At 70.4% G+C, this 13,756-nt stretch carries 13 protein-coding genes; 6 read left to right on the top strand and 7 right to left on the bottom strand.

Annotation, left to right across the window (positions count from 1 at the left end; all coding sequences use genetic code 11):
* Positions 1-20: 20 nt before the first annotated feature.
* The 3 genes from ABZU72_RS01635 to ABZU72_RS01625 are packed head-to-tail and all read right to left on the bottom strand — an operon-like array spanning position 21 to position 2,156.
* Positions 21-824, bottom strand: a complete 804-nt coding sequence (locus ABZU72_RS01635; RefSeq protein WP_355017167.1) for an SCO1664 family protein — start codon at positions 822-824, stop codon at positions 21-23.
* Entirely contained in the window at positions 811-1,416 is a 606-nt protein-coding gene (locus ABZU72_RS01630; protein WP_355017166.1) for a DUF3090 domain-containing protein, read from the bottom strand. The genes ABZU72_RS01635 and ABZU72_RS01630 overlap by 14 nt, the downstream gene beginning before the upstream one ends.
* Positions 1,417-1,418: 2 nt before the next feature.
* A complete protein-coding gene (locus ABZU72_RS01625; RefSeq protein WP_355017165.1) occupies positions 1,419-2,156 on the bottom strand; it encodes a histidine phosphatase family protein in 738 nt (245 codons plus the stop codon).
* Positions 2,157-2,225: 69 nt separating this feature from the next.
* Here ABZU72_RS01625 and corA point away from each other — a divergent pair, with 69 nt between their 5' ends.
* Together corA and ABZU72_RS01615 are read left to right on the top strand one after the other, a co-directional pair.
* Positions 2,226-3,206, top strand: coding sequence for a magnesium/cobalt transporter CorA (gene corA / locus ABZU72_RS01620; protein ID WP_355017164.1), 981 nt, complete (start codon positions 2,226-2,228; stop codon positions 3,204-3,206).
* A 579-nt stretch (positions 3,207-3,785) separates the two neighbouring features.
* Positions 3,786-4,481, top strand: coding sequence for a hypothetical protein (locus tag ABZU72_RS01615; protein WP_355017163.1), 696 nt, complete (start codon positions 3,786-3,788; stop codon positions 4,479-4,481).
* Here the strand turns inward: ABZU72_RS01615 and ABZU72_RS01610 are convergent.
* Genes ABZU72_RS01610 through ABZU72_RS01600 form a run of 3 tightly spaced genes read right to left on the bottom strand, consistent with a single transcriptional unit; the run spans position 4,478 to position 7,783 of the window.
* Positions 4,478-5,683, bottom strand: a complete 1,206-nt coding sequence (locus tag ABZU72_RS01610) for a hypothetical protein (protein ID WP_355017162.1) — start codon at positions 5,681-5,683, stop codon at positions 4,478-4,480. The genes ABZU72_RS01615 and ABZU72_RS01610 overlap by 4 nt on opposite strands.
* Positions 5,683-6,939: a threonine ammonia-lyase IlvA gene (ilvA, locus tag ABZU72_RS01605; RefSeq protein WP_355017161.1), complete on the bottom strand. Its 1,257-nt coding sequence runs from the start codon at positions 6,937-6,939 to the stop codon at positions 5,683-5,685. Before ilvA ends, ABZU72_RS01610 begins: the two co-directional genes overlap by 1 nt.
* Positions 6,940-6,958: 19 nt before the next feature.
* On the bottom strand, positions 6,959-7,783 hold the full coding sequence (locus ABZU72_RS01600) for an undecaprenyl-diphosphate phosphatase (RefSeq protein ID WP_355017160.1): 825 nt from the start codon (positions 7,781-7,783) through the stop codon (positions 6,959-6,961).
* A 121-nt stretch (positions 7,784-7,904) separates the two neighbouring features.
* Between ABZU72_RS01600 and ABZU72_RS01595 the strand changes: the two genes are divergently transcribed.
* Positions 7,905-8,855: an aldo/keto reductase gene (locus tag ABZU72_RS01595; RefSeq protein ID WP_355017159.1), complete on the top strand. Its 951-nt coding sequence runs from the start codon at positions 7,905-7,907 to the stop codon at positions 8,853-8,855.
* Between the two features lie 32 nt (positions 8,856-8,887).
* Here ABZU72_RS01595 and ABZU72_RS01590 read toward each other — a convergent pair whose 3' ends face one another.
* Positions 8,888-10,018 (bottom strand): helix-turn-helix domain-containing protein, encoded by a 1,131-nt coding sequence (locus ABZU72_RS01590; protein ID WP_355017158.1) that lies wholly within the window; start codon positions 10,016-10,018, stop codon positions 8,888-8,890.
* Between the two features lie 152 nt (positions 10,019-10,170).
* Between ABZU72_RS01590 and ABZU72_RS01585 the strand changes: the two genes are divergently transcribed.
* Genes ABZU72_RS01585 through ABZU72_RS01575 form a run of 3 tightly spaced genes read left to right on the top strand, consistent with a single transcriptional unit; the run spans position 10,171 to position 13,735 of the window.
* A complete protein-coding gene (locus ABZU72_RS01585; protein WP_355017157.1) occupies positions 10,171-11,577 on the top strand; it encodes an NAD(P)-binding domain-containing protein in 1,407 nt (468 codons plus the stop codon).
* On the top strand, positions 11,574-12,407 hold the full coding sequence (locus ABZU72_RS01580) for an SDR family NAD(P)-dependent oxidoreductase (RefSeq protein ID WP_355017156.1): 834 nt from the start codon (positions 11,574-11,576) through the stop codon (positions 12,405-12,407). The genes ABZU72_RS01585 and ABZU72_RS01580 overlap by 4 nt, the downstream gene beginning before the upstream one ends.
* The gene (locus ABZU72_RS01575; RefSeq protein ID WP_355017155.1) at positions 12,404-13,735 is read left to right on the top strand and encodes an MFS transporter; all 1,332 of its coding nucleotides are present in this window, start codon (positions 12,404-12,406) and stop codon (positions 13,733-13,735) included. Before ABZU72_RS01580 ends, ABZU72_RS01575 begins: the two co-directional genes overlap by 4 nt.
* Positions 13,736-13,756: the final 21 nt, after the last annotated feature.

Here is a 13,756-nt window from a genome sequence, read left to right as displayed (position 1 = left end):
CTTGGCGGGGACCACGTGTCTCAGAAGGGCGGCCACGGGATGACATGGCGGTCGTACTCCGGCCGCGGGAAGACCCTCTCGGCGAGCAGGATCTCGCAGCGCCGGCCGAGCGCGTCGACCTCCCGACCCGTCAGGTACGCAGCCAGCTCCCGCCCCAGCGCGCCGGCGAGCCCCTCATGGACCGCCCGGATACCGGCGAGCTCCTCGTCGGAGAAGCCCTGCCCCCGCCATCCCCACAGGATGGTGCGCAGCTTCGGCTCCTCGTGGAAGGTCAGCCCGTGGTCGCAGCCGTAGCGACGCCCGCCGGAGACCGGCAGGACGTGGCCGCCCTTACGGTCGGCGTTGTTGGTGATCGCGTCGAAGACCGCCATCCGTCGCAGCCCGGGGGTGTCCTCGTGGGCCAGGGTGACGACCCGGTCCCGGTCGTCGAAGCCGTCGAAGACCCGGAGGTAGCCGTCCGGCACCGCCCCCTCCGGCACGATCGTGACCGGCTCGAGGGTCTCGTCGGCGTGGACCCAGCGCTGGATCATCCCCGGGCCGTGAGGCCCGTCGCCGAGCCAGGTCCCGGGGACCACGGACCATCCCAGCGTCTCCGAGACGAGGTACGCGGCGACCTCGCGGTGCGCGAGCTGCCCGTCGGGGAAGTCCCACAGCGGCCGCTCCCCCGCGATCGGCTTGTAGACCACCTCGGACTCGCCGAGGGTGGCCAGGAACGTCGCGTTGGAGGCCGTGGTCAGTCGCCCGACGAGCTCCAGCGTCCCCTCATTCTCGGGGGCACTGGGCGCGATCTCCGGGGCCGGATCCACAGGATCAGACCGGGTCACGCCGCTTGAACCCGTTCGCCCGGACGCACAGGTGTCCCTCGGGGTCGATCGGGCCGCCGCAGAACGGGCAGTTGGGGCGTCCGGCACCCAGCACCGCCTCGGCCCGCTTGACGAAGGCACGGGCGTTGCGCGGGGCGATCCGCACCAGGAGCACCTCGTCGGGCTCCGGCTCATCCAGCTCGATGGCCGCCACGGCGTCCTCGTCGACCAGCTGGCCCGACTCGTCGACCTCCGCGATGATCTCGGTCTCGCTGATCGGGAAGACCTCGAGGACGACCTTGTCCTCGTCGGGGTCCCAGGCCAGCGTCATCGTGCCGGCGCGGAACTCCTCCTCGATCGGCTGCTCCAGCGGTCCGTTGTCGTCGAGGTCGTAGGGAGCGATCGCCGGCACCACAGCCGGCGCCGACTTCATCACCTCGTCGAGGAGCTCGTCGAGCCGTTCGGCGAGCACCGTGACCTGCTGCTTCTCCAGGGCCACGGAGACGACTCGCGCTCCCTCACGCGCCTGGAGGAAGAACGTACGCGCCCCGGGCTCGCCGACGGTGCCGACGACGAATCGCTCGGGCGGGTCGAAGGCGTGCATCACAGGCATGGTCAAACCTTATCCAGACCAGGCTCAGGACCCGAGCCGCCGCCCACGACGGCGTCGTCGTTACGCCGCCGCGACGACTTGCGTCCCTTCTTCGCGGCCGGCTTCGGGGCCAGCCAGGACAGATCGCCGGCGTGCGTGTTCGTGGCCAGGACCGAGGGACGCCCCTCGCCGTAACGGACGACCGAGATCGAGGCCGGGTCGACGTGCAGCCGCTGGAAGAGATCCAGGTGCATGCCGAGCGCGTCGGCCAGGATCGACTTGATCAGGTCGCCGTGGCTCACGCACAGCCAGACCGCCGCGTCGCCGTGCGCGGCCGTGACGGCGGCGTCGTGGCGGCGTACGGCCTCGACTCCTCGGGCCTGCATGGCGGCCATCGACTCGCCCCCGGGGAAGGTGACCGCGGAGGGCTGGGTCTGCACCGTCTTCCACAGCTTGCGACGCGCCAGGGTGGTGATCTTCTCCCCCTGCCACTCGCCGTAGTCGCACTCGGAGACGCCGTCCTCGACGACGACGGTGGGCTGCTCGGCGCGACCCTCGAGGATCACCGACAGGGTCTGCTGGCAGCGCTCCATCGGACTGGTCACCGCGAGCGCCAGCGGGACCGGCGCGATCCGCTCGGCAGCTCTGCTCGCCTGCTCCACGCCGCGCTCGTCCAGCCTCACCCCGGGAAGCCGACCGGCCAGGGTGCCGGATGCGTTCGCCGTCGTACGGCCGTGTCTCACCAGGATCATCGTCGCCACGACTCGCGACCCTATCCACACCGGTGAAGCCGGCCCACAATGCCGGGCAGCATGCCCTAACCTGACAACGTGATCGTCGACAGCGCTCTCTACCGCGGCGGTGCGCGCGACAGGATCGACTGCGCACCGCACGACTACGCCACGCTGCGCAGCGGCGTGAAGGACGAGGGCGACTTCGTCTGGCTCGGGCTCTACCAGCCCAGCCAGTACGAGCTCGAGGAGGTCGCCGAGGCCTTCGGCCTGCATCCGCTCGCCGTCGAGGACGCGCTGACCGCCCACCAGCGGCCCAAGCTGGAGCGCTACGAGGGCGGGATGTTCCTGGTCGTCAAGACGCTCTGGTACGTCGACTCCGAGGACGCCGTCGAGACGGGCGAGGTCGCCTTCTTCATCGGCCCCGACTACGTGATCACGGTCCGCCACGGTCGCGGAACCCGGCTCGCGCCGGCCCGTGAGCTGCTGGAGAACAGCGACGAGCAGCTCCTCGCCGAGGGGCCCTACTCCGCGGTCCACGCGGTGGTCGACTACATCGTGGACGGCTACGTGGACGTCGCCACCGAGCTCACCAAGGACGTCGACGAGGTCGAGACCTCGGTCTTCTCCGACGAGCGCACCCACGACTCGGCCCGGATCTACCGCCTGCGCCGCGAGATCGCAGAGGTACGCCGCGCGGTGATGCCGCTGCGCGAGCCGGTGCGCCGCTTCGCCAACGGAGAGGGCGGGATCGACCCTGACCTGCGCCCCTACTTCCGCGACGTCCTCGACCATCTCGCCTCCATCGTGGAGTCGATCGAGAACCTCGAGACGTTGCTGTCCTCCGCCTTCGAGGCCCACCTGGCGCAGCTCTCGCTCCAGCAGAACGACGACATGCGCAAGATCTCGGCGGGCGCGGCGATGATCGTGGTGCCGACCCTCATCGCCGGGATCTACGGGATGAACTTCACCCACATGCCCGAGCTCGACTGGAGGTTCGGCTACCCGTTCGCGCTGCTGCTGATGGGTGGCGTGATCACCGGGATGTGGATCTTCTTCCGCAAGTCCGGATGGTTCTGATTGATCGCGACGAACCAGGTCAGCCATCCCGCGCGGTGCGAATCTTGCGGCCCAGGTCCCGAACCGCGGCACCGTCACCCCATCCGTCTCCGCCGAACCAAGGGTCGACCTCGTCGCCTCTGAGCCAGGCAAGTACGCCGCCGGGGTCGGCATGACCTTCGGCACTGAGTCGCGCGTCGACAACATCCGAAACCTCGGAGCCGTCCGCGATCCGGGACCATCGGAGCGCTCCCGCAGGGTCGTCGTAGATCAGCCAGTTCGGTGCGCGGCCCGACGTAACGCAGGCGCAGATGAGCACGGCACGGTTGGCTGGTGAACGCGTCCCGCCAGCCGAGCCCAACTCGATTGCACGCGTAGTCACTTGCTCAAGGAGCGCCTCGACGAGTGCCACAGACTGGTCGTCCGAATCTGCTGCCTCTGGTCGACCGAACACCCATCAACCGTACGCGGAGCGCGCCATGCAATAGAGGAAACTGGTTCCTAGCCAGTTTCCTCTATTGCAAGGCGCGCGCTCCCGCGGCCTCGTCTGGCAGAACAATTGGCGTGGACGCGGGTCCGGTGGCGACCTACCGTCGGCCCATGCTGATCACCTCGGGCCAGGCATGTGAGCTCCTGGGAAGGGTGCACCTCCTCGGCCGCAACCAAGCGCTCCGGGTGCTGCAGTCCGGACTCGCCGGAGAACGTACGCGACTCGGAGCCGGTTACGGGTATGACAGCGACGCGCTCGATGCCCTCCTCGCCCGGCCCCGTTGCGGCACCGAGGCGCTCGACCAGCACAGACCGTTCATCGCTCGTATCGGGCGCAACCGGCCGTTCGACGCACGCGCGGCTTGGGATGAGCAACGCGAGCAGTTGGCGGACGGCTGGTACTTACCAAGGCTCGCCGTCGAGCAGATGCGCGGACACCATCCGGTCCCGTTCCTGGCGACCCTTGGCGCCTGGGTCGTCTTCGGCGGCAGGATCAGCGGCTATGAGAAGACCCGCATGGAGCCGGTCGACGTGCGGCCACAGAACCGGAGCCATGGCCCCACCCGATTCACCTTGACCCCGCCCGGAGACTGGTTCCCCGAGTTCGAAGGCACCTGGCTGCCGATCGAGAACGGCGCGACCTGGACCCACTGGGGCGCCCTGAACTCGACTCCGTCACGAGCGGATCCGTTCCGCGCCGACTACCACGAGCGGCTCGACGACGAACGCTTCATGAAGCGGCTCTACTCGACTGCTCGCCACCGGTCGCTAGCCCGCAGACTCGCCGACCCACCAACCGACAGCTAGTCGAGCTGCTTGACCGGGCGGGCATCGAGATGCTCCCGGTCGCACCACAGCGAGAGGTCGTCGGCGAACTCCGACTCGCCCTCACCGCCCTTCGAGTCGAGCTGCTCACCCTGATACCACTCGGTGAGCATCGCGGCGTCGTCGTAGCCGGCCGGCATCCGCGGGCCCTGGTAGCGGACCGCGACGACCTCCTTCTCGCGCACAGAGATCATCCACGCCCAACCCGCGTCGTCGCCCTGGGCCGGCTGCCAGGCGAAGACCAGCGGGCCACGTTGACCCTTCGTGGTGACGCAGTGCTTGCGCAGCGTCGGCGCCGAGCAGGGCTTGCGGGTCATCCAGGCGGGCGGGGACGGCGCGGCGAGGACGTCGATGTCGGCGTCCGGCATCCCCGTGAAGTCAGGCGAGGAGCGCTGCAGCAGCCGCCCTCCGATGGCATCGGGGCCGAACTTGTCACGCAGCGGGGACCGGATGACGCCCTTGTAGTAGCCGTAGCCACCCCGGCCGCCGACATAAGCCTGGGCGATGCCGTGGTCGGTGTTGGGCACCAGCTCGTACGCCGTGGGGTCGGGCTCGCCGCCCTCCCAGTCGTCGAGCTCCTCACCCAGGGCGAGGGTCGAGGAGGTCGCCTGGTAGCGGAGCCGCGGGTCCTCGACGACGGCGACCAGCTTCTCGACGCTGATCGGCATGTCGAGCGTGCGAGGGTCGCCGGTGATGGTGGGCCCGGCGTAGCCGATCGAGGCGGTCTCGCCGCCCTCGCGCAGCAGCACGACCCCGACGACGCCGGGGTCCTCCTCGGGCTCCTCCTCGGTCCAGCGCAGCTGCATCTCGGCGTTCTTCACCTCGGTCGGCAGATCGACGCAGCGCTGCCCGAGCTCGCTCCGGCATGCCCCGACCTCCTCTGGCGGCTGAGCCGAGACGGCGACGTTCACCAGGTCGCCGTCGTACTCACCGTCGGTGCCGTAGCGAAGGTCGACCGAGACCTGCTCGGGAGGCGTGGACTCGTCGGTGTACGAGGCGGCCCGGCTGGAGGTGTCGGTCGGCAGGTGCTCGAGCGCGACCGCTGCGACGGCACGGTGGGTGATACGGCCCGGATCGACGCCGGCGCCGGCGTCGACAGCCTGGCCGGAGCACCCCGAGACTCCGACCAGCAAGCCGACGACGCCGACCACGGCGAGAGGCCTCACGGCCTTGGCAGCGCGCATCAGTGGAGGAAGGTGAACAGAGGCGAGTCGGGCTCGATCCGCTCTATGAGCAGGTCGCTGGCGCCCATCCGCCCGAGGAGACCCTCGAGACCGTCGGCGGAGTCGAGGTCGATACCGATCAGCGCGGGACCGAGCTCACGGTTGGACTTCTTGACGTACTCGAAGACCACGATGTCCTCGCCGTCTGCGAGCACGTCGTCGAGGAAGCCGCGCAGCGCCCCGGGAGCCTGCGGGAAGGAGACCAGGAAGTAGTGGCGCAGACCCTGGTGGATCAGCGCCCGCTCGAGCACGTCGGCGTAGCGGGAGACGTCGTTGTTGCCGCCGGAGAGGACGGCACCGACACGCTTGGCGCCGCGCAGATCGATCTGCCCCAGGGCCGCCACCGCGAGCGCGCCGGCGGGCTCGGCGATGATCCCCTCGGTCTGGTAGAGCTCGAGCATCTCCACGCAGATCGCGCCGACCGGCACGGAGACGAGCTCGTCGACGTACTCCTTGACGATCGGGTACGTCACCTTCCCCGCGGTCGCGACCGCGGCTCCGTCCACGAAGGTGTCGAGTGTGTCCAGCCGGACCGGCTCACCGGCCTCGATCGCGGCCGCCATCGAGGCCGCGCCCGCGGGCTCGACCCCGATGATCCGGGTCTGCGGCCAGACCTCGCGCACCCAGGTCGCCACCCCCGAGGCGAGCCCACCGCCACCGACCGGCAGGAGCAGCACGTCGAGCGGCTCACTGATCTGGGAGGTCAGCTCGTAGCCGACCGTGCCCTGCCCGGCGATCGTGCGCGGGTCGTCGAAGGCGGAGACATAGGTGGCGCCGAGCCCGCGCCCGAGCTCGTAGGCGTAGGCCGAGGCCTCGTCGTAGGTCGAGCCGTGCAGGGTGAGCGTCACGTGCGAGCCGCCGAGGGCGGTGACACGGTCGCGCTTCTGCTTGGGCGTGTTGGTCGGGACCACGATGTGGCCGGGCACCCCGAGGCGGGCGCAGGAGATCGCGACACCCTGGGCGTGGTTGCCGGCGCTGGCGCACACCACGCCGCGCTCGAGCTCCTCGGGCGTCAGCGAGCTCATCAGGTTGTAGGCGCCCCGGACCTTGTAGGAGCGCCCCAGCTGCAGGTCCTCCCGTTTGAGCAGGACCTCGGCGGCGTACCTCTCCGAGAGTCTGACCGAGCGTTCGACCGCCGTGCGCGTGGCGATCGTGCGCGCGGCGGCCTCCTCGATCGCTGCGGGTGTTACGGCGGGCTTCACACCGGACTCAGGCACGTGCCTGAGTTTGTCACGATCACCACTCGGTGAGCACACCCGCGCCGAGGAGTCCCAGAACCACGAGTCCGAGGACGACCCGGTAGATCACGAACGGGGTGTAGGTGTTGTGCGAGAGGTACTTCAGCAGCCACGCGATCACGGCGTAGCCGAGGACGAAGGAGACGATCGTGGCGACGATCGTCGGGCCCCAGCCGTAGAGGTTGGCACCGTGGGCGATCTCGCCCATCTCGAACAGACCAGCGCCGAAGACCGCCGGCAGCGCCAGCAGGAAGGCGTAGCGGGTCACGGTGGCCCGCTCGTAGCCGAGCGCGCGGCCCATCGAGATCGTCGCCCCCGAGCGGGAGACGCCGGGGATCAGCGCGCAGGCCTGGGCGCAGCCCATCAGGATCGCGTCACGCCAGGACAGGTCGTCGAACTGCTTGCGGTTCGCACCGAGCCGGTCGGCGATCCCGAGGACGATGCCCATGACCACGAGCATGGTGCCGACGACGTACAGGCTGCGCAGGTCGTGCTCGATGATGTCCTTCATCACGAAGCCGATCACCACGATCGGGATCGAGCCGACGATGATGAACCAGCCCATCCGGGCATCGGTGTGGCTGCGCAGCTCGGCGTTGAAGAGGCTCCGGAACCAGGTCACGATGATGTCGCGGATGTTGCGCCACATGTAGACCACCACGGCCAGCTCGGTGCCGATCTGGATCACGGCGGTGAACGCCGCGCCGGGGTCTCCCCAGCCGAGCAGCTCGGGGAAGATGCGCAGGTGCGCGCTGGATGAGATGGGCAGGAACTCGGTGAGTGCCTGAAGAATGCCCAGTGCGATCGCCTGCAGATAATCCACGGGCGGAAACTCTAAGGGGCATGTACGCCGCACCCGACCGCTGCCTCCCCGTCGGTGTGTCCGCCGTCACTGCCAGCGTGTCCGGCCGGGACCCTGCCGGGGGCACGGATAGATTGGTCTCATGCAGAGCCGACTCCTCGGAGCCACTGGGCTGCGAGTCTCGTCTCTCGCCCTGGGCACCATGACCTGGGGCAGCGTGACCGACGAGCATGAGGCCCGCGAGCAGCTGGCCGGTTTCACCGAGGCCGGCGGCACGCTGGTCGACACCGCCGCCGGCTACGGCGACGGGGCTTCGGAGGCGCTGCTCGGCTCGCTCCTGGAAGAACGTGTCGTGGCTCGTGACGACGTCGTCCTGGCGACCAAGGGCGGCATCACCTGGCGCGGCGGCAACCGAGGCGTGAACACATCTCGCGGTGGCCTGCTGACCGGCCTCGACGCCTCGCTGAAGCGGCTCGGCGTCGACCATGTCGACCTGTGGCAGGTGCACGTCTGGTCTCCCGAGGTGCCGCTCGAGGAGACCCTCACGGCGCTCGACATGGCGCTGAGCAGCGGCCGGGCCGCCTACGTCGGTGTCTCCAACTACAGCGGGTGGCAGACCGCCCAGGCCGCGACCTGGCAGCGGGCCGTCCCGGGACGGGCGACGCTCGCCTCGACGCAGGTGGAGTACTCCCTGCTGGCCCGCGACATCGAGTACGAGGTGCTGCCGGCGACCGAGGCCCTGGGGATGGGCCTGCTGGCCTGGTCGCCGCTTGCGGGTGGCGTGCTGACTGGGAAGTACCGCACCGGCATCCCGTCCCACTCCCGAGGCGCCGACCCGAACTTCTCCGCCCGGGTGGACGCCTTCGACGACGAGCGCTCCCGCGGGATCGTCACCGCCGTCGCCAAGGCCGCCGAGGGCTTGGAGTGGACGCCGCTGCAGGTCTCGCTGGCCTGGGTGCGCGATCGGCCCGGCGTCACCGCGCCGATCATGGGCGCGCGCACGGCCGCGCAGCTCAAGGAGGCCCTCCAGGTCGCCGACCTGACCCTGCCGCCCGAGATCGCACTCGCCCTCGACGACGTCTCCGCGGTCTGACCCCTGCCGCTGGTCGAGTCGGTCGAGACCGCTCAGGAATCAGCGGTCCAGGCCTGGCACAACCACCACGCCGAGATGGCCCCGAACGTACGGTGCGGGTCGATCCCGGTGACCGTGGCGAACCGCTGAACCCGATTGCGGACAGTGTTCTCGTGAACGAAGAGGATCCGGGCCACAGCGGCGGCGTCGCGATCCGCCTCGAGCCAGGCGCGTACGGTCCGAGCCACCGCCTCAGCCGCGGCCCCGAGCTCGAGGTGCGCCGTTCGATGCCGCAGCGCGAGGGCCTCGGCGAGATCAGGGCGGGAGATCAGCGCAGCTGCGGGAGCGACGTCGCCGATGTGAACCGCTCCGGACAGGCCGGTCGCCTCGGCGGCCGGGACGGCGGCCACCGCCAGGCGATGGGCGACGCCGAGCTCCTCCGCAGCCACCGGGCCGGCGATCCCGACCACCGGCCTGGTCCCACCGGGACGGAACACCGGCGGCCCAGGCACCACCGCGACCAGGGTGTCGCCCACGGCCGCAGCGAGGCTGACGCCGCTGCCATCCGTCAGCCGCCGCACCGCGGCGGTGGACACCGTATCGCCGGGTCGAGTGACCAGCACCCAGAGCCCGGCGCCGGCGGCGAAGCCCCGCTCGGCGGCGGTGAGGGCGGCCACGGAGCCGCCCTCGAGAAGCCGCCGCATCGACTCCGCGTCGCGATCCCAAGCGTCGTGGGTTCGTGGAGCGTCACGGTGAGCGCGGATCAGTCGGGTGCGCACGGCGTCGGCCCAATCGTCATAGAGCTCGCGGGCATCCAGCAGGCTGTCGGCCGTGATCCCGGCCGCCTGGGCCAGCTCGCGGGTGCGTGCCCAGATCGCGCGCTCCGAGATCCGCACCGAGCCGAGCACCACGTCGATGGGGATGCCCTGGCGCGACCGGTTGACGGCGAGCTGCTCGACGACGGTCAGCTCCGCCTCGGTGGGCGCACGCCGGCCGGCCACGGCTCGACCGGCGGCGGTGAGGAGGACCCGGGTGTGGCCGGTGATGTCGGAGACGGGCAGGGTGGCCGACTCCTCGACATGGCTGCGAACGGCGGCGACGACTGCAGGGAGCAGGTCGTCGTCGGCCAGCACCCGTTCGATGAGGTCGACGATCGCCTCCCAGTCACGTTGTCCGGTCTTCACCCGCCGATCATGGCGCGCGATTGTTGTCCGCCACAATCCCGGCTCTCAGATCGGTGGCCAGGGCCAGGCATCTCAATGCCGATGCGCCCTAATGTTGTGGCGATCACCACCGTGGGGGTTTCATCGCCGGTCCGGACCAGGAGAACGTAGACATGAGGAAGTCCGCCCGCGTCGCCGTCATCGGCGCCGGCGCAGCCGGCCTGGCCACCACCAAGGCACTGCTCGACGTCGGGTCCGACGTCGTGACGTACGAGAAGGGTGATCGGCCGGGCGGACTGTGGAGCCAGCACAACAGCAGCGGCCTCTCAGCCGCCTACGACTCGCTCCACCTCAACACCAGCAAGGGCCGCACCGAGTTCGCCGACCACCCGATGCCGGCGAACTGGGTGGACTACCCCTCCGCCGAACTGGTCGCCGTCTACCTCACCGACTATGCCAACACCTTCGGGGTGACCGAGCGGATCCGTTTCGGCGCCACGGTCGTCGGCGTCGAGCGCGAGGAGTCCGGCAGCCACCGCGCCACCTGGTCAGTCACGTGCGAGGACGGTACGACTGAGCGGTACGACGCGGTGGTCGTCGCCAACGGACACAACTGGGACCCCCGCCGGCCCGAGCCCGGCTACCCCGGAACGTTCTCCGGCTTACAGATGCACGCCCACGACTACCGCGACGCGGAGGTCTTCCGCGATCGCCGCGTGCTCGTCGTCGGGATGGGAAACTCGGCGATGGACATCGCCGTCGACGCCTCCTACGTCGCCGCCTCCCCGGTACTGCTCTCGGCCCGTCACGGCGTCCACATCGTCCCGAAGTACCTCTTCGGCCGACCGGCCGATGCCACCGGTGGCGCGATCGCAGGTTTGCCGTGGCGAATGCGTCAACGCCTGGCAGAGACGATGCTGCGCGCCGCGGTGGGCCGTCCCGAGGCCTACGGCCTGCCTGCCCCGGCCGGCGGGCTGTTCCAGAACCACCCGACCATCAGCGACACGATCCTGCATCGCCTCACCCACGGGGAGGTCGCCCCCCGTCCCGGAATCGAGCGGCTCCACGGCGACCATGTGGTCTTCACCGACGGGCGCAGCGACAAGGTCGACACGATCGTGTGGGCCACCGGCTACCGCGTGAGCATCCCGTTCCTCTCCGAGCGTTGGCTGGGAACGGACCCCGAGAAGATGCAGCTGCACCACCGCGTCTTCCACCTCGACGACCCGAGCCTGGCCTTCGTCGGCCTCATGCAGTCGACCGGTGCCGCGCTGCCCATCGTCGAAGCCCAGGCCAAGCTCGTCGCGGCCCATCTGAGCGGGACGTACGCCCTCCCGGTGGAGTCCGAACGCCGCCGCATCGCCGATCGGGCGCTGCGCGAGGCGCGGGCCCGCTGGGGTGAGAAGCGGCCGGCGATGCGCATCGACTTCGACGCGTACCTCGCCTCGGTGCCGGGCGAGCTCAGAGCCGGCCGAAAGCGCCTCGATGCCGGCGCTTCCCCCTTCGTGTCGCGGCTGGTCCCCCTGCAGCCGCGGCCCGCAACCACCTCCACCGCAACCACCGATGAGGTCACCACATGAGCAGCCTGCGCGATGCCGCTGGTCTTCGCGTCCTGATCACCGGTGCCTCCGGCACGTTCGGCCGGGCCCTGGCCCGGGAGCTGTCCGCACGAGGAGCTGCGGTGGTCGGGCTCGACGTCGCGCCCCGCGACGACGACCCTGTCCCCGTCGTCGCGTGTGACCTGACCGACGACGACGCGGTCCCCGCCGCCGTCGCGACGGCGCTCGGGCACCTCGGAGGCCTCGACCTGCTGATCAACAACGCCGGCATCGGCGGCCCGGCACCGGCCGAGCTGGCGCCGGGCGCGGAGGTGCGCCGCCAGCTCGACATCAACCTGCTCGGGACCTGGCGGGTCAGCGCCGCCTGCGTACCGGCCCTGGTCGCCTCGCGCGGCCGGGTGGTGATGGTGGCCTCTCGGATGGCCGTCATGCAGCTGCCGCTCGCCGCGGCGTACGGCGCCTCCAAGCGCGCCATGGTCGCCTATGCCGACGCGCTCCGCCTCGAGCTCGGCACGCACGTCGGTGTCACCTGCGTCTATCCCTCAGCCGTACGCAGTCCGATACACGACACCACCGCGGCGGCCGGCCTCTCGCTGGAGGGGATGAGCTCCTACGAGCCGCTCGAGGGCGTCGTCGACACGGTGCTTCGCGCCGGCCTGTCCCGCCGGGCTCGACGCGACGTCCCGACCACACGTCGGGGCGCGGTGGAGCTCTTCCTCGCCCGCCACCTGCCCGCACTCACCGACCGCATCGTGGCGCGCACCTTCTCAGCCCGGATCCGGTCCGGCGCGTTCGGCACTGCCGAGCTCGCCGCCCCCGCGGTGGAGCGCCATGCCGAGGCCGACGCGTGATCACTACGGAGCAGGAGACGGCGCGCGCCGGAAACCTACCACTGGTCCAGTACGCTGCAGGCTCGCTCGGGATGGGCGCGTGGGTGACCGTCCCCGGGCTGCTCCTCCTCTACTTCCTGACAAACACGCTCGGCGTCACACCGCTGGTCGCGGGTCTGGCGCTGCTGGCGCCGAAGGTCATCGACGCGGTCGTCCATCCGGTGTTCGGGACGCTCTCGGACCGGGACGCCCGCCGCCACGGTCACCGTCGCGGCACGATGCGCTGGGGCCTCCTGCTCGGGCTCGCGATGGTCGCGATGTTCACCGTCCCCGGTGGCCTCCACGGCACTCCGGCGGCGCTGTGGGTCGCCGCCTGGTACGTCGTCGGCAACATCTGCTTCGCGGCTTTCCAGGTCCCCTATCTGACGACTCCCTCGGACCTGCGGGTCGGCTACCACGAGCGAACCCGTGTGTTCATGGTCCGAATGGTGCTGCTCACTGTGGGTCTGCTCGCCGCGGGCGTCGTGGCGCCGATTCTGGTCGCTGATGAGCAGCGCGACAGCTACACCCGGATGGCGCTGGTCTTCGCCGTCGTGATGGCGCTCACCGCCCTGGTCGCGATCCGCGGCGTACGCCGGCTGAACGCCACCTGTGGGTTCCGCGAGCCGGCGGCGCACTCGCAGTCCGTCCTCGCCGACCTGAGGCTGGCGTGGGCCGACCGCGACTTCCGGCTGCTGGTGCTCTCCTATCTGTTCACCGGCGCGACCACCCATCTGGTGCTGGCCGCGGTCCCGTTCTACGCCGAGCACGTACTCGGCCGGTCGGGCCTGACCGCCGTGCTGATGGGTGCCTTCCTCGGCCCGGCGATGGTCACCTCGCCGTTGTGGCTACGCCTCTCCCGGCGGATCGGCAAGCAGAGGGGCCTGCTGATGGCTCAGGCGCTCTTCGTCCTCGGCACCGCGACCCTGGTCGCCGGAGACCGGATGCCCACCGCGCTGACCGTCGCGGTCGTCGCCCTGCTCGGTACGTCCTTCGCGGGCCTGCAGCTGCTGGCCTTCTCGATGGTGCCCGACGCCGTGGCCGCCGCGGCGCGGCGTCGACCGGCCCGGGCCGGTGCCTACACGGGTGTGTGGACCGCTACCGAGGCGGTCGGAACCGCGCTCGGGCCCTACGTCTACGCCGCGGTCCTCGCCATCGGCGGTTTCGCAGCGGCGGTGGACGGCGAAGGCGTGCCGCAGACCGCGGGCGCGGTCGATGCCGTGCTGGTCGGTTTCACCGTCGTACCTGCGGTCCTGATGTCCATCGCCTGGCTCATCCAGCGACGCTGCGCCCTCGATCGGCCTACGTAAATCGACGCGCGGGAACACCTG

Origin of the sequence: Nocardioides sp. NPDC004968 (assembly GCF_040608935.1) — a bacterium.
GTDB lineage: Bacteria > Actinomycetota > Actinomycetes > Propionibacteriales > Nocardioidaceae > Nocardioides.
This window is presented reverse-complemented; position numbering and strand designations above follow the sequence as displayed.

Coding starts and splice junctions, on each gene's coding strand:
- ABZU72_RS01630 (WP_355017166.1), bottom strand. CDS start 1,416: ATGCCTGTGATGCACGCCTTCGACCCGCCCGAGCGATTCGTCGTCGGC.
- ABZU72_RS01615 (WP_355017163.1), top strand. CDS start 3,786: ATGCTGATCACCTCGGGCCAGGCATGTGAGCTCCTGGGAAGGGTGCAC.
- ABZU72_RS01610 (WP_355017162.1), bottom strand. CDS start 5,683: ATGCGCGCTGCCAAGGCCGTGAGGCCTCTCGCCGTGGTCGGCGTCGTC.
- ABZU72_RS01595 (WP_355017159.1), top strand. CDS start 7,905: ATGCAGAGCCGACTCCTCGGAGCCACTGGGCTGCGAGTCTCGTCTCTC.
- ABZU72_RS01585 (WP_355017157.1), top strand. CDS start 10,171: ATGAGGAAGTCCGCCCGCGTCGCCGTCATCGGCGCCGGCGCAGCCGGC.
- ABZU72_RS01580 (WP_355017156.1), top strand. CDS start 11,574: ATGAGCAGCCTGCGCGATGCCGCTGGTCTTCGCGTCCTGATCACCGGT.